Origin of the sequence: Rhizobium ruizarguesonis, from assembly GCF_012349115.1 — a bacterium.
GTDB classification, from domain to species: domain Bacteria; phylum Pseudomonadota; class Alphaproteobacteria; order Rhizobiales; family Rhizobiaceae; genus Rhizobium; species Rhizobium ruizarguesonis.
In genome coordinates, this window is sequence record NZ_PQIG01000093.1 from 1 (window position 1) to 22,225 (window position 22,225).

Here is a 22,225-nt window from a genome sequence, read left to right on the forward strand (position 1 = left end):
TTTCAATCCTCGCATCGTCCTTTCCGAAAATCGATTCCGATTTTCGAGTCTTTGTTTTTACGCATGCCGTTGCCGCAAAACCGCTGCACACTTTTGCGCGACGTGCTTTAGGTGCGCGGCTTCAGATTTTCTGGGTCATAGATCGGCTTGTACCCGACGCCGACAACCTCCACCGGATAGCTTTCGGCAAAATACTCGACATTCAGCCTGCGTCCGACCTGGCAATGCGACCAGGGTAAATAGGCCAAAGCAATGTTCTTTCCGACCGTCGGGCCGTAGGCGACCGAGGTCGTGTAGGACCGGCGGCCAAGCTCGTCGACCAGAACCTCTCCCGTGGCGGGATCGACAACCGGCATGTTGCCGACGGGATAACGTTTCACGCCCGATTTGTCGGTATTCTCGGTCATCACAAGGGTGCAGAGCATCGCCGGCTGGTGCTCACGCGCCTTGTATTCCAGATGTTTTGTCTTGCCGCGGAAATCGGCTTCCTTGACCTTCGGACGGGCGAGATCGGCTTCGATCAGGTTGTACTGGGTCAGGAGGTCGGCGTTCTGAAGGCGCAGGCTCTTTTCCATCCGGCGCGAGTTTGCATAGGTCTCGACGCCGAAAGCCATCACGCCGGTCGAGCGCAGCGCATCCCAGACAGCGAGGCCGTCTTCGTACTTCATGTGCAGTTCCCAGCCCTGCTCGCCGACATAGGAGATGCGGAAGGCGGTGACGGGCTTGCCTGCGATTTCGATCGGCTTGATCGCCGCAAAGGCGAAGTTTTCCTGATCGAGCCCGGCCGGATCGGCCACAGCCTTCTTCAGCGTGTCGCGCGCGTTCGGACCCCAGATGCCGATCGTCACGAATTTTTCCGAGACGTCTGAGATGATCACGTCAAGGCCGCGGTCTTCGGCGACGCGCTTCATATAGTGCAGGTCGCGCGGGCCGGCATCGGCGCCGTTGACGAGACGGCACCGGTCGGCCATGCGGAAGACGGTGAAGTCAGCGCGCACCATGCCTTCGTCGTCGAGGAAGTGGGTGTAAACGCCCTTGCCGATGTTTGCATCGCCGCCGATCTTGGCGGCGCAAAGCCATTCCATCAGTTCGACATGGTCAGGTCCCTCGATATCGACCATGTGGAAGTGGCTGAGGTTGACGATGCCGCAATCCTCGCTCATCGCCAGATGCTCGGCATTCGATACGCGCCAGAAATGGCGACTGTCCCATTCGTTCTCGCGAACCGGGACGCGGTCGGCGTATTTCTCCAGAAGGTGCTCGTTGGCGGCGTAGCCGTGCGCACGCTCCCAGCCGCCAAGTTCCATGAAGTAGCCGCCAAGCTCCTTTTCGCGCTCGTAGAAGGGCGAGCGCTTGGCGTTGCGGCCGGATGCATAGGGTTCGCGGGTGTGAACAGCCGGGAAATAGATCTTCTGGGCGGCTTCGTAGCAGCGGCCCTCGATGAACTCCTCCGTCAACTGATGCGGGTAGAAGCGGGCGTAGTCGATGCTGTTGTGATCGATTTCAGTACGGCCATCGGTCATCCAGTCGGCGATCAGCTTGCCGTAGCCCGGGCCGTCCTTGACCCAGATGGCAACGCAATACCAGAGACCGCGCACCTTCTGGCTCTCGCCGCAGGAGGCGCCGCCGCCGGCCGATACTTGCAGCAGACCGTTGAAGGAGTGACCTTCGTTATAGCCGAGTTCGCCGAGGATCGGCGTCAGTTCCATGGCGCGCTCGAGCGGCTCGATGATCTGTTCCATCTCGAGATCACGCTGCGAGGGCGAAAGGCGCGCTTCGTGTTTTTCGAGAATATCGCGCGGATGGCACATGCGCGGATTGGTGGCTTCGTAGTAGCCCCACTCGATCTGACCGCCCTCCGTCGTCGCCGGGTCGCCGGTATCGCGCATATAGGCGGAGTTGCCCTGGTCGCGCAGCAGCGGGAAGCCAATTTCCTTGCCGGTGCCTTCAAACTCGTTATACGGACCGAAGAAGGTGAGCGGGTGGTCGACCGGCATGACCGGCAGGTCTTCGCCGACCATCTCCGCGATCAGGCGCCCCCAGAGGCCGGCACAGACGATGACGTGGTCGGCCATGATCGTGCCGCGATGGGTGACGACGCCCTTGATGCGACCGCCTTCGACGATCAGCGACTTCGCCGGTGTGTTGCCGAACACCTGCAGCTTGCCGGCCTTTTCGGCGGCATCGACCAGCTTGCCGGCAACGGTCTGCGAGCGCGGAATGACGAGGCCGGCATCCGGATCGTAAAGGCCGCCCATCACCTGATCTTCCTCGATCAGCGGGAACTTCTCCTTGATCTCGGAAGGGCTGACAAAGTGAGCGCGGGTGCCGAAAGCGCGGGCCGAGGATAGCTTGCGCTTGATTTCCTCCATCCAGGCATCGTCGCCGGTGCGCGCCACTTCGAGGCCGCCGATGCGGGCGTAATGGCCCATCTTCTCGTAGAAATCGATCGAATATTGCGTGGTCCAGACCGACAGATAGTCATGGCTCGTGGTGTAACAGAAGTCCGAGGCATGGGCTGTCGAGCCGATATCGGTCGGTATGCCCGACTTATCGATGCCGACAATATCGTCCCATCCCCGCTCGACGAGATGATGCGCGATGGAGGCGCCGACGATACCGCCGAGCCCGATGATGACGACCTTTGCCTTTTCCGGAAATGCTGCCACGTGCTGTTCCTTCTACTTATCGCACGAATTAAAATACCCTAGCCGCGCTTGACGTACGCTTCGCGCGTGAGATGCAGGAGCCACGCCAGCCTCGTAAGGAGTGTCACATTTGCCGAAGCTGCGGAACCCCCAGACCGCTCCGCATGGCAGCTGCGATGAGGGTATTATGCATAAGGCTCATGATCGTCATTGGTCCTACGCCGTCTCGTAACGGCGTAATTGCGCCAGTCCGGATCGAGGCCGCGAGGCAACCGCAAAACAGCGCCGGCACTGCTGCGATCCGTCCCGCATCGAACGGTCTGGCAATGACCGGCGACGATCGGATATGGCGAGCCCTTGCGGCTAGCTTGTCCGGGGCTCAGGGCGCTGATATCGCCTTGAGCCGGTCGATGTCCGCGAGCACGATGTCTTCGGAAACAGGCTCGCGATTGTGCAAGCGGAACCATTCTGCCGCTTCGCGCACGCGCTCTCCATGCGGCGATGGATAGGCGCCGAGTCCGAGAACCCATTCCCGTACGGTCTCGCGCTCCATCCGCCCGGCCCGGTATCGATCGCAGACGGTTTTCGCTGATGCGACGAGATCATTGATGCTTTTCACGGGATACCCTCAATGCACGGATGGCTCTTCATCTTCGAGAAACGATCGAATGCCGTCGCGGGCGACGACCGCCAGGAATTCGTCGAAGGCATCCCGGTCAGTCGCAAATGGCTCGTCCCAGCGGATCAGATCCTCCGCTTGCGTGACCACTTCCATCGTCCAGTCTTCATTGCTGCCCGATGTGCGGAAGATATCGACGAGCACGGTGATCCCGTCGTCGGTGAATTCTCCCGCCAGTTCGGAGTGTTCGAGCTTTTCTTTCTTTGCCATCATTCAGCCACCTGCACCGGGCGGTGCGTCGTTTTTGAGATATTCTTCATATTGAACCGTCTCGGTTTCATTCGTGTCGATCGAGGCATCTGCGCGTTTTGCCAGGCGAACGCCCGCACCGCCACCATTTTCCGGGATGAAAACAACGCCCGCGCCTTCCAGGGCGTGCTTCATATCCTGAAGGGTTCGTTCATAGGGAGAGCGTTTTCCAGCCTCGAAATTAGCAATCGTCGCTTTGGCGACTTTCGAGGCAGATGAGAGATCGTCCTGAGACCATGCCAAAAGGGCGCGAGCAGCGCGGCATTGAGCGGAAGATAGACACAAAACAATAACCTTGCATCAAAAGTGTGATTCTGCCTCCGATAGATTATATAAAAAATGTAATCTCCAGACAAGACACGACGAGAAAGCGCATGGCGGAATAAGGCATTTTGAGCCGTTTGACATTCGCCAATCCGAGAATTGCGATCTCCCTGGAGTGGTCTGCCTATTCCATTCTTTAGACTATTAATACTCCACGCTCATCTGGCGAAAGGGAAGATTGATTGACTGAATATTATTAATTGCTAATTTAGATCATACTTATCACGCGCGGGGAGGCAATAATGCGCGAACCAGATATGCAAAAACTCGATGCGCTTGTCGGTCGTCTCGTCGGAGACGTCGGCGCCGCCATGTCAGGTGCCTTGGTCGTGCTTGGCGACAAGGTCGGAATCTTCAAGGCGATGGCCGACGGAACGCCGATGAGGGTCCAGGATCTTGCCAAGAAGACAGGGATCAAGGAGCGTTATCTCAGGGAATGGCTGAGCGCCCAGGCGGCCGCGGACTATGTCGCCTACGATGAAAAGACGGATCGTTTCAGCCTGACGCCGGAACAGGCGATGGTGTTTGCCGAGGAAAACAGCCCCGCCTTTTTCGTCGGCGCCTTCGAGGTCGTCCAATCCATGTGGATGGACGAGCCCAAGGTCGCCGACGCCTTCCGCACCGGCAAGGGTCTCGGCTGGCATGAGCACAGCACCTGCCTTTTCCGAGGCACCGAACGGTTCTTTCGCCCAGGCTACAACAGCCATCTCGTCGCCGAATGGATACCGGCTCTTGCCGGGGTCGAAGAAAAGCTCAAGGCCGGCGCCAGTGTCGCCGATGTCGGCTGCGGTCATGGGGCCTCGACCATCCTGATGGCGCAGGCCTATCCGGCTTCCCGCTTTACCGGCTTCGACTATCACGGCGCCTCGATCGAAAGAGCAAAGGCCGCCGCAAAAGATGCGGGCGTCGCCGACCGTGTGACGTTCCAGCAAGGTTCGGCGGCGGAATTTCCGGGGCGCGGCTACGACATGGTCGCCATGTTCGACTGCCTTCACGACATGGGCGATCCGGTCGGCGCCGGCCGGCATGTCAAGGAGACGCTTGGGCCGAACGGGACGTGGCTGATCGTCGAGCCTTTCGCTCATGACCATCTCAAGGACAATCTCAACCCGGTCGGCCGCGTCTATTACGGCGCGTCGACAATGATCTGCACGCCGGCATCGCTCTCCCAGGAGGTGGGGCTCGGGCTTGGCGCGCAGGCGGGAGAAATGAAGCTTCGAAAGGTCGCGCTCGACGCGGGATTCACGCATTTCCGTCGTGCGACGGAAACGCCGTTCAACATGGTGTTCGAGGTGCGGGCCTGACGCAGCTGGCCGGCTATCTCAGTTTTCCGATGCCGGCAAACAGACCATCCCCCGGCATTTGACGATGATGAAAGACGGGCAGTTCTCCGGCCCCATCCGGACGAAGTTCTGCCAAAGGGTCGACCAGACCGATTCCATCTCCCGCATTGGCTTTCCAAGCCAGGTTTCGGAGCGATCATGAAGGAGGACAGGATCATGGTCATGGGGCCTGATCCTGAGACGCTACTCGTCCGACTTTTGAAGGCCCACGGAAACCGCACCTTGCGAAGCTCGCTCCCGCTCATGGTAGCCGTCCAAGGGGAGGGCGTCTTCATAGTGATCGGGTTGGGAGGCCTCCTGGAACTGTTGGCGGAACCGGGTCGACATTGAGGCAGGTGATGACGAAACGACGGAGAATTTCGCTCTGCTGGCCCGCGAGAAACACGTGCAAATCCACGGCTTCACCAACCGTCAGTTGAGGCTGGCTTCGTCGATATTATCCTAGTGCAGCCGTCAAAGGCGGGGCCAGGTCTGCGACTCACAGACTACCTTGAGGACGCAGCCCTTCATCTTCAGCGCATTGCCGGAGACCGTCAGGGAGCCGTCGTAGGTCTTTTTCGCATCTGGATCGGTGATCTTGCCCTCGTAGCTCCCGTCCTTGCCATTGAAGTTCCCGATCTGCTCGCCGGCATGTTTACCGGACTTCAACGTGATGCAGTAGCCACTGCCACAGGGAGCGATCGCGGCGGTATCGCCAAGTTCGGTCTTCCAGTTCCCGACGATCGGGTCTTGTGCATAGGCGATGGCGGCGGAGGCTGCGAGGGCGGCGGCAGCGAATATTACGCGGTTCATGATGTCCTCCTCGGTTGAATTGCCCGGAGACTACCTGCTTACGCCATCGGAGGCTCGTAGCTTCTGGTATGCTCTGTCCGGTTGGGACCTGCAATTTTGCGAAACTTCTGATCGTGGAAACGAACGCCCAAAGCCAATCCGGAGAAGCATTGCCGGTAACAGCATTGAGCATCGTCTGACGAAGGCGAAGCACCCCTGGACCAACGGACAGGTCGAGCGTATGAACCGGACCATCAAGGAAGCCACTGTCAAGCGCTTCCACTACGACGATCCGCGCAACTGAAAAAGTGTCTTGCCGACTTCATCGACGCCTACAACTTCGGGCGAAGATTGAGGACCCTCAAAGGGCTCACGCCCTACGAGTTCATCTGCAAGCAGTGGATATCCGAGCCGAAACGATTCAGATTAAATCCAATCCATAAAATGCCGGGACTGAACGGCTAGGCCAGAACCTCGAATATTAGCGTGTGCAGTTCGGCGTCGGTCGTCCTTCCGCGCAGTGCTTCACCGCTGCTGCGGCCGGCTGCGTCCTACTCGTGCCCGCCAGGGTTCCGACATGGGTGGCGTAGTTGTCGCGAGTGTCCTGATCGATTACGGCAACGGGTGCTGCCAGAACCAGGCCGGCAACGTTCCCAGCAGCCGTCGCCGCTCCGGTGGTCGCCACCAAAATCTGGTCGCCAATTCCGACGTGGCTGTCGGTCAGCGTCTGCCCCTCGGATATACGCTGGCCAATGAGCTGCACGATTTGTGGCGATTCCGCGAACTTGCCGTGGTTCATGCTGTCGCCGGATTTGATCTTGGTAAGGTCGATCACCATGATCTTGTTGTCCTCGAGCTCCTTCTTATACGGGGCCTGCTCCGGGTCGATGGCGCCGAGCCGGGAGACGTCGCCCCAGACCCGGCGCGAAAACGCAAGCGCCTTGTCGTCACGGGAGACAAACAGCGTGAACTGTGGGTGCTTCTTTCCCATATCCGCGATCTGCTGCCGGAACACGTCCACGTCGACGTCGGGAGCCGCCAGCATGACGTTCTTGAACTTCTCCGGCAGCCGGCCATTGCGGATAGCCATCTGGCGCAAGGATTCCAGAGCCAGCCAATTGCCCATCGAGTGCGCGAGGATCGAGACTTCCTTCACCTCGGGATCCTTTGCCAGATACTGAAAAAGCGTCTCCAGGGCGTTGCGGGTATAGTTGGTGCTCTCACGGTCATAGCCGTAGGCGAGCAGGCTGCCGCGCGACGGCCATGTCACCAGGATGGGCGCACTATGGACGCCGGAGTCGTGAACGATCTGCGCGAAACGGTAGACCGCATCCTCGAACCGGTTGTTGAAACCGTGGATGAAGACAAGGACACTACCGTCGGGCGTCTTCCTGACGCTCGCGCTCAGCCACTTCTTGGCCTCGTCGACGTTGAGATCGTCGGCCTTCACGGTCGCGAAGTCCGTCGCCGGATTGGACGGTAATCTCTTCGGCCAGGCGACCTGTCCTTCCTTGCGAACCTTGCTGGGCGGAATCGAGATCGTCATGTCGGCGAAGGCCGGGGCCAGCGCACGTTCTCCGTTGAACATCTCCCCTGGAACGGTCGACCGAGTGCGGGTCGTCGCGATCAGCATGTCGACCTTCGGCGACTGCGGCGACGTGTCGGCCACGGGTGTCAGCACGTCCTTTGGATGGCCGCCACATCCCGCAAGTGCCATGGCGGCCGCACATACAAGAACCCAACGAAACCAGCCCGCAGGAGCCGACGCCCGCGCAACGCTACTATTTCTGCCCACGCATCGCCCTCATCCAACAATCTCTTGACAGCCCCTCGACTGCCTCGTCCTAACAGTAGTAGACCCCGACGGTGCAGCGCCAAACCTTCGTGATTGCCTGGCCAACGACACGTGCCCCTCTAGATCGATCATTGCAATGCGGGCAACGCTACAGTCGCACGACGGCAAAAGCCCGTAACATCTGGTAGCATCTGTGCCGTAACGGCTTGGTTCACTGGCCCCGCGGCGCTACCGCGGGACAAGCACAGCCGATCCTTGAGGCCGCCAGAGCATAGAAGCCTCCACCTCGTCAGACGCGGCAAGGCCAGCCTTTCTGATGTCCGCGATCAGTCTTGCCCTGTCGGCGGGTCGGAAGTTTCTCGCCTTGAGTTCGGCCACCACGTTGGGAATGAAATCCGGCCGCATCGCGTTGAAACTGGAAGCCTCGCGGCGGGCGTCATCCATCATCCCCGCATTCGCGTAGATGACCGCGGCGACGGCATGGTAGAGCGGAAACTTCTGTAGATTTGCCTGCTTGATCTCGATGACCGCAGTCTCGTCGTCATGCAGCATGTAGGCGGCGAGCGCGCGGGTGCCATGGTAGTAGCCGCCGCCACCTGGGTTGAGGGCAAGAGCGCGGTCGAGCAGTTCAGCACCACGTTGCCAATCCCCACTCATCGCGACACGCGTACCAAACTCTCCGAGCAGTTCGGTATCGTTTGGATTGGTCGCCAATGCCTGTTCGCCAACGTGGAGGGCTTCGGAAACCTCCTGATGGAAGAACAACGCCGTCATCAGCGCCTGATGGGCGCGCGTGTTGTCCGGATCCAGCTGCACGGCGCGACGGGCCGCCTGCAGGCTGCGATCAATCGGAGGCGACCCGTTGGTGTTCGGATTGAACCGGAACCGGTCCTCATCGAGATAGATGATGGAGAGCATCGCCCATGCGGTGGCAAAGGATGGATAACGGGCGACGGCGCTTTCGAGGCACTGCCGCACGTCCAAGTGCCGCTTGGCGCTCAATTCCGCTCGGTATCCATAGAAGCTCAGCGTGCAGGCGTAGGCGCCAAGATCGTCGGGGGGCGGATTGGAGACGTCCGCCTGAGCCATGATGCCATAGGGCTGGGCCACTGCGCTCGCCACCTTGTTCGCTACATCAGACTGAATGTTGAACAGATCGCCACTCTTGATGTCGTCGTCGTAGGTCTGCGACCACAGGATTTCGTCGTTATCGGTATCAAGCAGGCGCGCCGTCACGCGAATGCGGTCACCCGAAACACGAACGCCGCCCGCAAGGAGGAAGCGGGCGCCCAGCTCGCCACGCACCTGGGACGCCTCGACGCCGGAGGGCAAGGACTTCGATGTCTCGCGACCGAAAACCCTGATTTCCTTGAAGCGAGGAAGGGCGGTCAGAAGCTCCTCGGTCAGGCCCGCCGTATAAAGGGCAGCCTGCGGCCCGTCTCCGAGATTGGCGAACGGGGCGACGACGAGCGTCGGACCCTCCTCGATGGATTCGTGGGATGTAGAGCCCAACCCTATCGGTAGCAAGTAGGCAGAAGCGGCCACCGCCGCCATGACCACGCCGAGCATGATGCCAGCTCCTAGACCGAATGGCGTCAATTTCTGAAATCGTCGGCGCAGTATCGAAAGCCGATCGTCAGAAGACGCCGGGGCCTCTTCGTTCCAGACGAAAGACGGCGCGTAACCGCCTTTGGGGATGTCGATTCTGATCGGATCATGTTGTCCGGCGATCAAATAGTAGCGCTCCAGCGTGCGCCGCAGCCGTCCAGCCTCTATTCGGACTACGGGATCGTCCTGCCTGAACCCTTCGCCCCGCTTGAACACTTCGATGGCAATCGAGTAGCCCTTTATGCGGTTGGCCCGACCGGCAAGCGCCTCCTCCGTGACATAGGTCAGGAAGGCAGCGCTTCGACCTACCTTCGGAAATTCATGACTGCAAAGGATATGTTCGAGCTGCGCGCGAATCTCGTCCTGGTTCGGTGGAGCACGCGACAAACCCAGCGCTGCATCGCGCGCCGGTGGCGATTGGTTCTGCATGGCCTTCTCCTCACCCGCTCTTGAGGCCGCGTATGCACGAAGTAGCTTTATTTCCCCAACGGACTGTAACCTACACTAGAAATTGAATGTCGTCCACAAAGGTAAGATCTTCGGGTGTAATCGCTCCACGTCGAACCGATCTATCCAGGTAGGTATTGTGTAGTGCTGCCCTGATCACCCGCACCATGTGTCCGCGGCGCCGGGCGCCATACTCGTATGTTACAGTTACATACTTGCGCTTTTACAGTGCTCGGCCACCATCGCGGTCGCAAGCAACCCCGTGTCTCCCGGTTGGATGGGCCGGAAGTGCTGCCGCAGGGGATTCGATAACTCATCGAATAAGACAGGAGTACGGCAAATGTTGACGAAGCGGGATCTATTTCGCTCCGCCGCGGCGATCGCTGCCGGCGCCGCGATTGCAAGGCCAAGCAGGCTGATGGCGCAAAGCTATCCCGGCATCATCGAGGCCAAGGACATCGCCGAGGAAGGCTTCATCTACGGTCTGCCGCTGGTGATGAACTATGCGGTCATGCACGAGTTCGCCGTCGACCCGAAGTCCAGCCAGTTCAAGGCGCCGTTCAATAAGATCGACAACCTCAACCACGTGGCGACCTACGAAGACACGGCGGTCGTCACGCCCAACAGCGACACGCCGTACTCCATTCTGTGGCTGGATCTGCGCGCCGAGCCGATGGTGATCTCCGTGTCGGCGGTGGAAAAGGAGCGCTATTATTCGGTGCAGTTGATTGACGGCAACACCTATAACTTTGGCTATATCGGCAGCCGCGCTACGGGAAACGTTCCGGGTTCCTATCTGGTTGTCGGACCCGACTGGAAAGGCGAGAAACCGGCCGGCATCAGCCAAGTCTTTTCCTCGACCACCCCGTTCGTGTTCGCCAATTTTCGGACTCAGCTTATCAACGTCGAAGATATGCCGAACGTGGAAAAGGTACAGGCCGGCTACAAGGCGCAGCCGCTTTCCGCTTTCCTGAAGCAACCCGCCCCGCCGGCCGCGCCGAAGATCGATTTCCTGCCGGCCACCACTTCCGGAATCAAGGACAACTTCTTCCAATATCTCGACGCGGCACTGCAATACGTCCCCGAGACGCCACGGGACAAGGAAATCCGTGCGAAACTGACGAAGATCGGCATCGGTCCGGGCAAGACCTTCGAGTTGAAGGATCTATCGCTCGAACATAAAGCCGAAATCCTGGTGGGCATGAAGCAAGGCGACGATAAAATCGACAAATGGCTGGCCAGCGGAAACAAACCCATCAACGGCTGGAACGTCAGCTCGCTTCTTGGCGACGAAGCCTTCTACAACGGCGATTGGTTGCTGCGGGCCGGAGCCGCAAAGGCAGGCCTCTATGGCAACGATGCAGCAGAGGCCATGTATCCTTTCACCAGAACGGATGCGACGGGGGAAGCGCTCGACGGCAGCAAGCACAACTACACTCTCACCTTTCCGGCCGGGCAACTCCCGCCGGTGAACTCCTTCTGGTCGGTGACGATTTATGACGGCAAGAGCCAGCTCCTGATCAAGAACCCGATCAACCGCTACCTCATCAACTCTCCGATGCTGCACGGCATGAAGAAGAACAAGGATGGTTCGCTCACCCTCTACATCCAGAAGGACAGCCCCGGCGTGGAAAAGGCGGCAAATTGGCTGCCTGCGCCAAATGACACGATCTACCTGGTAATGCGTCTGTACTGGCCGAAGACGGAAGCGCCTTCGATCCTGCCTGCTGGCAAAGGCACCTGGCAGCCGCCCGGCATCCATGTAGCGAAATAATTGTCCGACGATAAATCATCCCGACCATCCTGATGCCTGGCTTTGGAGGTCAATAGGAGAAAGCAATGATACGTTCGACGAGACTGCTCTGCGCCACCGCTGTGTCGGCACTCATGAGTCTGGGTATCGCTTCCGCCGATACACCGACCTACAAGATGACGACGCCTTTCGCATCGGGCGTGGCCATGCCAGACAAAATCGAGTCTTCGATCGGAACATTGAATCTCAATTACGGCTACCCGACGGTCGATACCGTCGACAAAATCTACGACAACCTAGACCGCTCGCGGGCACTGCAGGCTTATCTGCTGGCGATCCCGATCGTCAATCAGGCCGGCATGCGCGATTCGCTGCGCAAGTTCGGACCAGATAACCAGACTGACGTGATCTGGGAAAATCTGGTCGATCCGAGGTCCGTAGAGCTGACGGCCAACGACAACACGATCTACAACTACGTTTGGGTCGACACGAGCAAGGGACCGCTGGTCGCCGAGATTCCACCCAAAGTGCTGGGGATGGTCGACGACTTCTGGTACAAGTGGGTGGGCGACATCGGCATTACCGGGGCCGACAAGGGCGCGGGTGGCAAGTACCTCCTATTGCCGCCTGGATTCAAGGGCGACATACCACCGGGATATCACGTTTTGCGGCCGAGCACCTTCGGCAATTACCTCGTTTTTCGCGCTTTCGTTGTGGACGGATCCACGCAACCCGGTGTTGACTCAGTCAAGAAGAACCTGCGGATCTATCCCCTTGACGAGGCCGATAATCCGCCGCCGATGAAATTCGTCAATGCCTCGGGAACTCCGTCGAACTTCATCGCGCCGGGTGACTACTCGTTCTGGAACCTGTTGAACCAGGTCATCCAGGAGGAGCCGGCGGACGGTTCCGATCCCACCACCTTGGGCCTGTTCGCCTCGATCGGCATCGTCAAGGGTCGGCCCTTCAATCCCGACGAGCGGATGAAGAAAATTCTCGCCGACGCCGCCAACATCGGCGCCGTGACGGCGAGGACGATCGCCTTCAAGGTTCGCGCGAAGGATGCGTATTTCTATCCGGACAGCACCTGGCGCCTGCCGTTTTTCGGCGGCTACAAGTTCGAGGCGGCGCCCGGTGTCAGCAACTTGGATGGCGCTGTCTTCTACTATTACTTCGCCATCGGCGTCACGCCGGCGATGGAAGAGAAGATGGTGGGCCAGGGCTCGCAATATCCCTGGTCGGTACAGGATTCGAAGGGCGATCCTTTCGATGGCGGCAAGACTTACAAGCTGCGCCTTCCGCCAAATATCCCGGTCAAGGATTTTTGGTCGGTCATCGTCTACGACAACCAGACCCGCTCGATGGTCCAAACCGACCAGCAAGCCCCAAGCGTCAGTAGCCAAAACAAAGGGGTCAAGGTCAATGCGGATGGTTCGACTGACGTCTTCTTCGGAGCCAAGGCGCCGGCGGGAATGGAGAACAACTGGGTGCAGACGATTCCGGGCAAGGGCTGGTTCATGATCCTTCGCCTCTACGGTCCGCTGGAACCGTGGTTCGACAAGACCTGGAAGCCGGACGAGATCGAACTGGTGCAGTGATCGGATCCCTCCTGCCATTGAGGCCATCGAGTAAGAGCAAGGGGAGATTCTAGGCGCCACTGACGGCGTCAACTTCCGGGGGGCGGCCAAGTATCGATTCAGACGACGAGTTGCGTGTATCGGCCGGCGCCCATCTCGTCGATCCGGAGATAGGCAGGCCGTATCTCGTGGGGGCGGCGTTCGAAGCGAACGCCAACAGAGCAGGGACGGCGACAAGGAAAGAGCGGCAGGGCGAGGGGGCGCAATCATGGCCGGTCGCTCCGATAGGAGAGATTTGTACCATCATGTCCTGAGATCGCCTGCTGTCAGGCGATGCACGCGAATGGATGAAACCGGATGGCAAACGGTGTTGGTTTCGTAAAGAGCTGCCTCAAGGACCGTGCTGATGCGATCGAGGAGTTCGCATTGCGCAGCGAGGGGTTTCGCGACCTTTGCGACGACTTCGAGATCGCGAACAACGAAAAAGTGCGATGGGAACGGTCAACCGCTCCCGAGCGTGACGAGCGCCTCGCCGAATATAGGGAACTGATCGACAGCATGCGGGCCGAGATCGAGCAGACCCTGGACAGAGCCGCGGTCGTCCCTTTCAAACCGCCACGACGATAACACCAGGCATTCGACGCACACCAGATCAGATCAATCGCTCCAGGAGGGACAATGATGATAGACAGACTTGGCATCTTCGCAGGCGCGGCGCTCGCCGGCTTCCTCGCTCTAACCGCCGTCGGGCGCGCCGACACCATGAGCTACGCCGATGCGGTCACGACGCTTGCCAAAGAGTGCGGCTCCGACATCAAGAAGCTCTGCAACGGCGAAAACCTCGGGAACGGCCGCATCCAGGCTTGCCTCGAGAAGAACGCGTCTAAGGTCTCCCCGACCTGCACGGCGACCCTTGGCAGCGTCATGTCATCGATTGCCCAGCGCCAGGAGGCGCAGGCGTCGGTGTTCAAGGTCTGCCAGCATGACATCTCCCAATACTGCAACAGCGTGAAGGGCGACGGGAACATCCTCTCCTGCCTCGTCGAGACGAAGCGCGTGGACAACAAGGGTTGCAACCAGGCAATCACCGACGCTGGATGGCGGTGAACCATGACCGGAAAAAGGAAGAACACGATGAACGTTCATTGCCATCGCATTTCGCTGGTACTCGGCCTGCTAATGGCTCCATGCATCGGCTTTGCCCAGCAACTCGACAACACGCAAATCATGACCACTCTCGGACAGGTCAAGGCGGCGGCTCCCGCCGTCGACGTCGCTCTGCTTGTGGAGGAAGCCAACGCCAATGTCGGGAAGGGCGTCGCCACCCTGCCCAACTGGAACAAGTTGTCAGAGCTCTCGCAGTTGATCGTCGAGATCGACTTCGAAAACAACTCGACTGCCATCGAGCCAAAATCCTACCGCACCGTCGGGCTCATCGCCGACGCCCTGCACCATCCGGACCTGTTCCGGTACAAGTTCCTGATCGTCGGACACTCGAGCGCGACGGGAACCGCCAAGCGCAATCTCGAACTCAGCCAGAAGCGCGCCGACGCGATCAACGAAGCGCTCTCGACCACCTTTGCGGTTTCGCCAGATCGCCTTTTTTCAGTGGGAGCCGGCGAGGAATGGCCGATCGATCCAGGTCACCCGGAGTCGGCAGACAATCGACGGGTTCAACTGATCAACTTGGGACTGTTGAAATAACGCCACTCAGTGGAAAAAACGGGAGGAAGCAGATGCTTAAAATTTCCGATATGTGCCTGATTGCAATCGCAGCAGGTCTTCTGTCGTCAACGCCGGTTCTCGCGCAGGACGCCATCTCGGCGCCCGCGCAGAAGACCATCGGCGCACCTAAGTCAAAAATGGTGCCGTCGCTGGCCGTCCTCAATTCCGGAGGGGCGAGGCTCGAGAACGGCAAACTGACGATGAGCGGCATCTCGGCCGTGTCTATCGTGTTTGCCGATCGCCCGGTGCGCTCTGCAGGTCACGTACTGACCTCCGAGTTCATCAGGCAGTGGGGCGAGGGGGCAGATAGCTTTGCCAAGGATCCTCCCAATGCGACGATATCGGTCCTGAGCGGAAAGGGAGATTCGGTCGCCGATGCGGTGGTCGTCCTGAAGACGCCAAAGCTCGAGGGAGCAAACCTCACCTTCGACGTGGCCGTGCTCGAAGGTGATCTCGCCGGAGCCGACGGCCCCGCATCGCTGTTCATCGACTGGTTTGCGGCACGTGGTCCTTACGGGGGCGTCGCCGTCGGAGGCGCTGGTTTTCGCGCCCCCGTCTGGCGTGGCGGATGGTATGCCCATCCGGGCGCCTATTACGGAGCGGGCGTTGTTGCGGGGGCGGCAATCGGTGCCGCAGTCGCAGAGGATCGTCGCTATTATCCGCCTCCGGCTTGCGGATATTACCCCTATCCACCCTGCTACTAGCGCCAGGCTATATAGCAACATGCCAGTGCTGGTTTCGGCGCGTTGGAAGGCTAACTGCCCTTCCAGCGGGCGTTGCAAGACCGAGGACATAGCGATTGGACCATCTATCGAATCCTGATCCAGTTCTGGAAATACTCGTCGGCACTGTGTTTCTCGTTGTGGTCATCTTCGTACACGGCGCGGGTATCCGGAGCATCAGCCTTCAGTTCAGCAAGTCATGGGCAGGCGTCACGAAGGCCACGCCGCACTGGCGTCTGAACTTGATGCTGGCCGCAACGATCGCCGCGCTGGCGATTCTGCATTTTGCAGAAACGCTGATCTGGGCGATGCCTCTCTATGTCAGGGCCGTCATACCCTCGATGCGTGACAGCTACTACTACGTGCTTGAGAGCTATACGACGCTGGGCGAGGGAACCGTCACTCTCCCGGATCGGTGGCGTCTGCTCGGCCCGATCATTGGCATGTCGGGCCTCTTCACCTTCGGTTGGACGGGTAGCGTCCTGGTCAGCGTCATGACCGACTTCGGCAAGTTCGACCGCCTGCGGGCGAGGCAGGAGCGCGTGATAGAGGCAAAAGCGGAGTATCAGGATGCTCGCCCTCTCGACCACGAAGTCGCGAGATTTCCAGAAGGCGGGTAAATCTACCGCGACGGAAACCCCGTTCAACATGGTGTTCGAGGTGCCGGCCTGACGCAACTGGTTTAGCAGCTGGCCGGCTATCTCAGTTTTCCGATGCTGGCATACATGCCCGTCGTGCGGAATTCGGTGGGGTTGGTGCCGTAGACGCGGCGGAAGACCTTGGAGAAATAGTTGGGGTCTTCGAAGCCGCACATGATGGCGACTTCCTTGACCGGCAGGAAGTCTGCCTTGGTCAGAAGCTTGACGGCGCGCTGCAGGCGCTGCTGCAGCACGAATTCGGCTGGCGGCATGCCCTCGCTCTCGGCAAAGCTGCGCGAGAAATGCGCGCGGCTGAGACCGACGATGCCGGCAAGCTCGCTGACCGGCAGCGGCTTTTCGAGATTGGCATTGATATGGTCGATCACCGGCTGCATGAGGCTGAGCTCGGCGGCAAAGGCCGGCGAGCCGAAGACGTCGTCGTAGAGCGCCATCGCCGCTTCATAGGCAATCGCCGAGGCGGCACCCGGCGATGTCGCGCCCTTGACCAGGCGCAGGCTGCAATCGGCAAGATGATCGATGGTCGAGGGCTGCAGCTTCAGCACCGGGCCGGCGGTCGACAGCACCATCTGGTGGATGCGCAGCGTTTCCTCGCCATTCATCGAAATCCAGAAATATTCCCAGCGGTCGCCCTTCTCCAGCCAGTAGCGATGATTGTGCGGCACCAGGACGAGCAGCGTGTCGCCGCCCTGAAGCCGATAGTTGCGGTTCTGGTAACGCAGCTTGCCGCTGCCGCTGATCGTGTGCTGCAGCACGGTGAAGGGGGTCTGGCCGCGCCGGCGGCCGTCCCAGTCATAGGTCTCGTTCTCGCGCACTTCATAGCCGGCGCTGGTCGGCATCGCGTGCAGCCGCTGGCGGCCGCGGGGCAGCGAAACCGTCCTCATCGACTGTCCGTTGGCGATCAAATCCTGCAGCACAAAATTACCCCTGAAAGCATAATCCTTCTCTGGTCGCCCTGCCGATTTCGGGCATAATCCCGCTCGACAAGAGGAAGAGACCACGGTCGACAGAGCGGCCGGGAGGAAAAAGGCAGATTTTACGGCGTTTTCAGCCACATGCGTCAGCATGCGGCCCGATCCTCCATAACTTCTTTTCCTTAGCATTCGAATGGGTCGAGGTGAAGATCATGAGTTTCAAAATCGCTATCATCGGTGCGGGCAGCGTCGGTTTCACCAAGAAGCTGTTCACCGACATATTGTGCGTTCCCGAGTTTCGCGACATCGAATTCGCGCTGACCGATGTCAGCGAACATAATCTCGAGATGATCAAGGCGATCCTCGACCGCGTCGTTAAGGCGAACGGGCTGCCGACGAAAGTGACGGCGACGACCAACCGGCGCCAGGCGCTGGAAGGCGCACGCTACATCATCAGCTGCGTCCGGGTCGGTGGGCTCGAGGCCTATGCCGACGATATCAGAATCCCGCTGAAATACGGCATTGATCAGTGCGTCGGCGATACCATCTGCGCTGGCGGCATCCTCTATGGCCAGCGCAACATCCCCGTCATTCTCGACTTCTGCAAGGATATCCGCGAAGTGGCGGCGCCCGGCGCGAAATTCCTGAACTATGCCAACCCGATGGCGATGAACACCTGGGCGGCGATCGAATATGGCAAGGTCGATACCGTCGGCCTCTGCCACGGCGTCCAGCATGGCGCCGAACAGATCGCCGAGGTGCTTGGCGCGAAGTCGGTAAGCGAGCTCGACTATATCTGCTCCGGCATCAACCACCAGACCTGGTTCATCGACCTTCGCCTCAACGGCCGCAGGATCGGCAAGGACGAGCTGATTGCCGCCTTCGAGGCGCATCCGGTCTATTCGCAGCAGGAGAAACTGCGCATCGACGTGCTGAAGCGTTTCGGCGTCTATTCCACCGAAAGCAACGGCCATCTCTCGGAATACCTGCCCTGGTATCGCAAGCGGCCGGACGAGATCACCCGCTGGATCGACATGTCCGACTGGATCCACGGCGAGACCGGCGGCTACCTCCGTCATTCGACGGAAACGCGCAACTGGTTCGAGACGGAATATCCGCAATTCCTGGAATCCGCCTCGCAGCCGATCGATCCTGCCAAGCGCTCGAACGAACATGCAAGCCATATCCTGGAGGCGCTGGAGACGAACCGGGTCTATCGCGGCCATTTCAACGTCAAGAACAATGGTGTCATCACCAACCTGCCTTCGGATGCGATCATCGAATCGCCGGGCTTCGTCGATCGCTTCGGCATCAATATGGTCTCCGGCGTCACCCTGCCGGAAGCCTGTGCCGCCACCTGCATTTCATCGATCAACGTCCAGCGCATGTCGGTGCACGCGGCCATATCAGGCGATATCGACCTTCTGAAGCTTGCCGTCCTGCACGACCCGCTGGTCGGCGCCGTCTCGACGCCTGAGGAAGTCTGGCAGATGGTCGACGAGATGGTCGTTGCCCAGGCCGCCTGGCTGCCGCAATATGCCCATGCCGTGCCGGCCGCCAAGGAGCGGCTGTCGAAATCGAAGGTGCAGACCCGCGACTGGGCGGGGGCCGCACGCCGCAACGTTCGCTCGATCGAGGAGCTGCGCGCGGAAAAGGCGGCACTGAAAAAGGCCGTCTGATTTTTGTGAAGGATGGGTCGTCATGGGTTTCCGGGAGGGAAATCCATGACATCAGACCCGCTTTCATGTCGTTCGAGGAAAAGGAGCCGCTTGATCGCGCTCCGGAACAAGAGGGAGAAACGATGATGAATTTCCGTAACGCAGGCATTCTGGCCGGACTGGCGCTCAGCGTCTCAGCCGCGGCGCTGAATGCCTATGCCTCCGAGGCAACCGTTCCGCCGGCACCGGCGGACTTCCCCGCCGAAGGCAAGATCAACTATGTCGCGCGCGACTCCATTCTGGAGTTCAAGGCGCTGCCCGAATATCACGAGCCCGACTGGGTCACGAAGAATTTCGTCGCCACCGGCAAGCTGCCGCCGGTCAAGGACCGCCTGCCGAAGGAGCCTTTGGTCTTCAAGACCGGCAATATGCCCGACGGCATCGGCGTCTACGGCGATACCATGCGCCACGTCATCGGCGGCCGGCCGGAAGGCTGGAACTACGGCGCCGGCCAGACGCAGGGCTGGGGCGGCATCGATATCGGCCTTTCCGAATGCCTGACGCGCACTGCGCCGCTGTTCCAGGTGCAGGCCTCAGACACCGAGCCGCTACCGAACCTCGCCAAGAGCTGGGATTGGTCCGAAGACGGCCACAAGCTGACCATGCACCTGATCGAAGGCGCCAAATGGTCTGACGGCGCGCCGTTCAACGCCGACGACATCATGTTCTACTGGGACGACGAAGTCATCGACCCGAACGTCTCGCCGCTCGGTGGCGGCGCATCGCCGGAAGCCTTCGGCGCCGGGACGACGCTGAAGAAGGTCGACGATTACACCGTCGAATGGACCTTCAAGGAGGCCTTCCCGAAGCAATATCTCTACACCATGTCCTACCCGAATTTCTGCCCGGGTCCGTCGCACATCCTGAAGTCGAAGCATCCGAAATATTCGAAGAACACCTACGACCAGTTCAAGAACGCCTTCCCGCCCGAGTTCATGAACATGCCGGTCATGGGCGCCTGGGTACCGGTCGAATATCGCCCGGACGACATCATCGTCATGCGGCGCAACCCCTATTACTGGAAGGTCGACGAGAAGGGCGATCAGCTGCCTTATCTGAACGAGCTGCACTACAAGCTCTCGACCTGGGCCGACCGTGACGTTCAGGCCGTGGCAGGCTCCGCCGATTTCTCCAACCTCGAGCAGCCGGAAAACTTCGTCGCGTCGCTGAAGCGCGCCGCCGAGAAGACCGCGCCCGCCCGGCTTGCCTTCGGCCCGCGCCTGATCGGCTATAACTTGCGCATGAATTTCTCCGCCAATGGCTGGGGCAACCCGGACGAGCGCGGCGAGGCGATCCGCGAATTGAACCGCAACGAGGACTTCCGCAAGGCCGTCACCATGGCGCTCGACCGCAAGGCGATCGGCGACTCGCTGGTCAAGGGGCCGTTCACGGCGATCTATCCAGGCGGGCTGTCCTCCGGCACCAGCTTCTACGACCGCAACTCCACCGTCTACTATCCCTTTGATTTGAAGGGCGCCAAGGCGGAGCTCGCCAAGGCCGGTCTGAAGGACACGGATGGCGATGGCGTCGTCAACTTCCCGGCCGGCACGGCGGGTGGCAAGGATGTCGAAATCGTTATGCTGATCAACAATCAGTACACGACCGACAAGAGCCTTGCCGAAGGTGTCGTCGGCCAGATGGAGAAGCTCGGGCTGAAGATCGTCATCAATGCGCTCGACGGCGCCAAGCGTGACGACGCCCATTATGCCGGCCGCTTCGACTGGCTGATCCAGCGCAACACGACGGAGCTGTCGTCGGTGGTGCAGAACACCGAGCAGCTCGCCCCTGTCGGTCCGCGCACCAGTTGGCACCATCGCGCCGGCAAGGATGACCAGCTTGATCTGATGCCCTTCGAAAAGGAGCTTGTCGATGTCGTCAACAAGTTCAGGACGAGCCAGAACAACGACGAGCGCGTCGATCTGATGAAGCAGTATCAGAAGATCTCGACGGAGCACGTCAATACCGTCGGCCTGACGGAATATCCCGGCGCCCTGATCGTCAACAAGCGGTTCTCCAACGTGCCCCAGGGTACGCCGATCATGATGTTCAACTGGGCTGAAGATTCGGTGATCCGCGAACGCCTGTGGGTGGCTGCGGACAAGCAGGGCAAATACGAGCTGTTCTCCGAACAACTGCCCGGCAAGCCCGGCGAAAAGGGCCCGATAAACTAAGCTCCCTCCCAGCTGAAGTGAGCTCCAGGCCGCGCGTGCCGCGCGCGGCCTGACATGACCAACAAGCCGGCCGCGCTGGCAAGGAGCGACTGGCGGCAAGGAGAAGCGAACCGTTCGATGTTACGATTCCTGCTCGTGCGCATAGCCTCCGCGATTCCCATTCTCTTCATCCTGAGCGTGGTGACCTTCGCGATCATCCAGGCACCACCCGGCGACTACGCCGATTACATAAGATCCCAGCTGATCAACCAGGGCGGCGCGTCCTATGCCCAGGCTGAAGCGCAGGCGCAGCTCTACCGGGTCGAGCACGGCCTCGATAAGCCGATGGTCGTCCAATACGTCAACTGGATCGGCGGGATCGTGACCCGCGGTGATTTCGGCTACAGCATGTTTTACAACAAGCCGGTCGCCGATGTCGTCGGTGAACGCCTGCCGCGGACATTGCTTCTGGCGCTCGTCTGCCATCTCTTTGCCTCGGTGCTCGGCATCGGCTTCGGCATCTGGGCGGCGACGCGACAATATAGCTGGATCGACAGCCTGCTTTCGGGAATTTCCTTCCTCGGCATGACGGTGCCGCGTTTCCTGATGGCGCTGATCATCGTCTATCTCCTGGTCTTCCAGCTTAACGTCTCCGAAATCGGCAGCTTCTTCTCGCCGCAATATGGCGGGGCGCCCTGGTCGTGGGCGAAGTTCGCCGATCTCGTCCACCATGTCTGGCCTGTCGTGGCGATCGCCACCTTCGGCGGGCTCGCCTACAATATGCGCGTCATGCGCGGCAATCTGCTCGATACGCTGAATGCCCAATATGTCGAAACGGCCAAGGCCAAAGGGCTTTCCGGCGCAGCCGTGGTGATGCGCCATGCGGTGCCGAACGCGCTGCACCCGCTGGTGATGTACCAGGGTGTCGTATTGCCCTACATGCTGACCGGCGAGATCGAAACCGCGATCATTTTCGCATTGCCGACCGTCGGCCCGGCGATCGTCGGCTCGATGGCGGTCGGCGACGTCTATGTCACCGCCACCTTCATGATGGTGCTGTCGGCGACGCTGATCGTCGGCAACATCATCGCCGACATGCTGCTCGCCCTGCTCGATCCCCGTGTCCGCCAATATGGAGGAGCCTGA

The 22,225-nt window shown here is 60.0% G+C and carries 20 protein-coding genes and 1 pseudogene; 12 read left to right on the forward strand and 9 right to left on the reverse strand.

Going from position 1 to position 22,225, the window contains the following annotated elements; all coding sequences use genetic code 11:
- Window positions 1–107: 107 nt before the first annotated feature.
- From C3Y91_RS23865 to C3Y91_RS23885, 5 genes are all read right to left on the reverse strand, one after another.
- Entirely contained in the window at window positions 108–2,669 is a 2,562-nt protein-coding gene (locus tag C3Y91_RS23865) for a GcvT family protein (protein ID WP_168575866.1), read from the reverse strand.
- A 103-nt stretch (window positions 2,670–2,772) separates the two neighbouring features.
- Window positions 2,773–2,940, reverse strand: a complete 168-nt coding sequence (locus C3Y91_RS38730) for a hypothetical protein (RefSeq protein WP_225510740.1) — start codon at window positions 2,938–2,940, stop codon at window positions 2,773–2,775.
- 87 nt (window positions 2,941–3,027) lie between these two features.
- Entirely contained in the window at window positions 3,028–3,267 is a 240-nt protein-coding gene (locus C3Y91_RS23875; RefSeq protein ID WP_168575867.1) for a hypothetical protein, read from the reverse strand.
- 9 nt (window positions 3,268–3,276) lie between these two features.
- Window positions 3,277–3,537, reverse strand: coding sequence for a hypothetical protein (locus tag C3Y91_RS23880; protein ID WP_025397793.1), 261 nt, complete (start codon window positions 3,535–3,537; stop codon window positions 3,277–3,279).
- Window positions 3,538–3,540: 3 nt separating this feature from the next.
- Complete coding sequence (locus tag C3Y91_RS23885; protein WP_018069877.1) at window positions 3,541–3,861, reverse strand: helix-turn-helix domain-containing protein; 321 nt, start codon at window positions 3,859–3,861, stop codon at window positions 3,541–3,543.
- Window positions 3,862–4,142: 281 nt separating this feature from the next.
- Here C3Y91_RS23885 and C3Y91_RS23890 point away from each other — a divergent pair, with 281 nt between their 5' ends.
- Window positions 4,143–5,204 (forward strand): class I SAM-dependent methyltransferase, encoded by a 1,062-nt coding sequence (locus C3Y91_RS23890; protein WP_130690532.1) that lies wholly within the window; start codon window positions 4,143–4,145, stop codon window positions 5,202–5,204.
- 492 nt (window positions 5,205–5,696) lie between these two features.
- Here the strand turns inward: C3Y91_RS23890 and C3Y91_RS23895 are convergent, their stop codons facing one another.
- Complete coding sequence (locus tag C3Y91_RS23895) at window positions 5,697–6,035, reverse strand: DUF2147 domain-containing protein (RefSeq protein ID WP_130688788.1); 339 nt, start codon at window positions 6,033–6,035, stop codon at window positions 5,697–5,699.
- A 157-nt stretch (window positions 6,036–6,192) separates the two neighbouring features.
- On the opposite strand from C3Y91_RS23895, the pseudogene C3Y91_RS23900 reads away from it, so the two are divergent.
- Window positions 6,193–6,479, forward strand: a pseudogene (locus tag C3Y91_RS23900) (integrase core domain-containing protein); the annotation flags it as partial.
- Window positions 6,480–6,495: 16 nt separating this feature from the next.
- Here the strand turns inward: C3Y91_RS23900 and C3Y91_RS23905 are convergent.
- Both C3Y91_RS23905 and C3Y91_RS23910 read right to left on the reverse strand, forming a co-directional pair.
- Window positions 6,496–7,731, reverse strand: a complete 1,236-nt coding sequence (locus C3Y91_RS23905) for an alpha/beta hydrolase (protein WP_130769368.1) — start codon at window positions 7,729–7,731, stop codon at window positions 6,496–6,498.
- A 306-nt stretch (window positions 7,732–8,037) separates the two neighbouring features.
- The gene (locus C3Y91_RS23910; protein WP_130655396.1) at window positions 8,038–9,846 is read right to left on the reverse strand and encodes an adenylate cyclase; all 1,809 of its coding nucleotides are present in this window, start codon (window positions 9,844–9,846) and stop codon (window positions 8,038–8,040) included.
- Between the two features lie 358 nt (window positions 9,847–10,204).
- Here C3Y91_RS23910 and C3Y91_RS23915 point away from each other — a divergent pair, with 358 nt between their 5' ends.
- The 7 genes from C3Y91_RS23915 to C3Y91_RS23945 all read left to right on the forward strand — a co-directional run bounded on the left by C3Y91_RS23915 (window position 10,205) and on the right by C3Y91_RS23945 (window position 16,261).
- Complete coding sequence (locus tag C3Y91_RS23915; RefSeq protein WP_018069884.1) at window positions 10,205–11,638, forward strand: DUF1254 domain-containing protein; 1,434 nt, start codon at window positions 10,205–10,207, stop codon at window positions 11,636–11,638.
- 65 nt (window positions 11,639–11,703) lie between these two features.
- A complete protein-coding gene (locus C3Y91_RS23920; RefSeq protein ID WP_168575868.1) occupies window positions 11,704–13,215 on the forward strand; it encodes a DUF1254 domain-containing protein in 1,512 nt (503 codons plus the stop codon).
- Between the two features lie 336 nt (window positions 13,216–13,551).
- A complete protein-coding gene (locus C3Y91_RS23925) occupies window positions 13,552–13,821 on the forward strand; it encodes a hypothetical protein (RefSeq protein ID WP_018069886.1) in 270 nt (89 codons plus the stop codon).
- A gap of 51 nt (window positions 13,822–13,872) precedes the next feature.
- Window positions 13,873–14,301 carry a cysteine rich repeat-containing protein gene (locus C3Y91_RS23930; RefSeq protein ID WP_168575869.1) on the forward strand — a complete coding sequence of 143 codons (429 nt, stop codon included), beginning with the start codon at window positions 13,873–13,875 and terminating at the stop codon, window positions 14,299–14,301.
- 27 nt (window positions 14,302–14,328) lie between these two features.
- Window positions 14,329–14,898 (forward strand): OmpA family protein, encoded by a 570-nt coding sequence (locus C3Y91_RS23935; RefSeq protein WP_130737211.1) that lies wholly within the window; start codon window positions 14,329–14,331, stop codon window positions 14,896–14,898.
- A 32-nt stretch (window positions 14,899–14,930) separates the two neighbouring features.
- Window positions 14,931–15,623: a hypothetical protein gene (locus C3Y91_RS23940; protein WP_168575870.1), complete on the forward strand. Its 693-nt coding sequence runs from the start codon at window positions 14,931–14,933 to the stop codon at window positions 15,621–15,623.
- Window positions 15,624–15,718: 95 nt separating this feature from the next.
- Window positions 15,719–16,261 (forward strand): two pore domain potassium channel family protein, encoded by a 543-nt coding sequence (locus tag C3Y91_RS23945; RefSeq protein ID WP_168575871.1) that lies wholly within the window; start codon window positions 15,719–15,721, stop codon window positions 16,259–16,261.
- 77 nt (window positions 16,262–16,338) lie between these two features.
- Here the strand turns inward: C3Y91_RS23945 and C3Y91_RS23950 are convergent, their stop codons facing one another.
- Complete coding sequence (locus C3Y91_RS23950; protein ID WP_018069891.1) at window positions 16,339–17,364, reverse strand: AraC family transcriptional regulator; 1,026 nt, start codon at window positions 17,362–17,364, stop codon at window positions 16,339–16,341.
- 59 nt (window positions 17,365–17,423) lie between these two features.
- Here C3Y91_RS23950 and C3Y91_RS23955 point away from each other — a divergent pair, with 59 nt between their 5' ends.
- The 3 genes from C3Y91_RS23955 to C3Y91_RS23965 all read left to right on the forward strand — a co-directional run bounded on the left by C3Y91_RS23955 (window position 17,424) and on the right by C3Y91_RS23965 (window position 22,225).
- A complete protein-coding gene (locus C3Y91_RS23955; RefSeq protein ID WP_130687842.1) occupies window positions 17,424–18,890 on the forward strand; it encodes an alpha-glucosidase/alpha-galactosidase in 1,467 nt (488 codons plus the stop codon).
- A 122-nt stretch (window positions 18,891–19,012) separates the two neighbouring features.
- A complete protein-coding gene (locus C3Y91_RS23960) occupies window positions 19,013–21,100 on the forward strand; it encodes an ABC transporter substrate-binding protein (protein WP_027689924.1) in 2,088 nt (695 codons plus the stop codon).
- Between the two features lie 117 nt (window positions 21,101–21,217).
- Entirely contained in the window at window positions 21,218–22,225 is a 1,008-nt protein-coding gene (locus C3Y91_RS23965; protein WP_024319918.1) for an ABC transporter permease, read from the forward strand.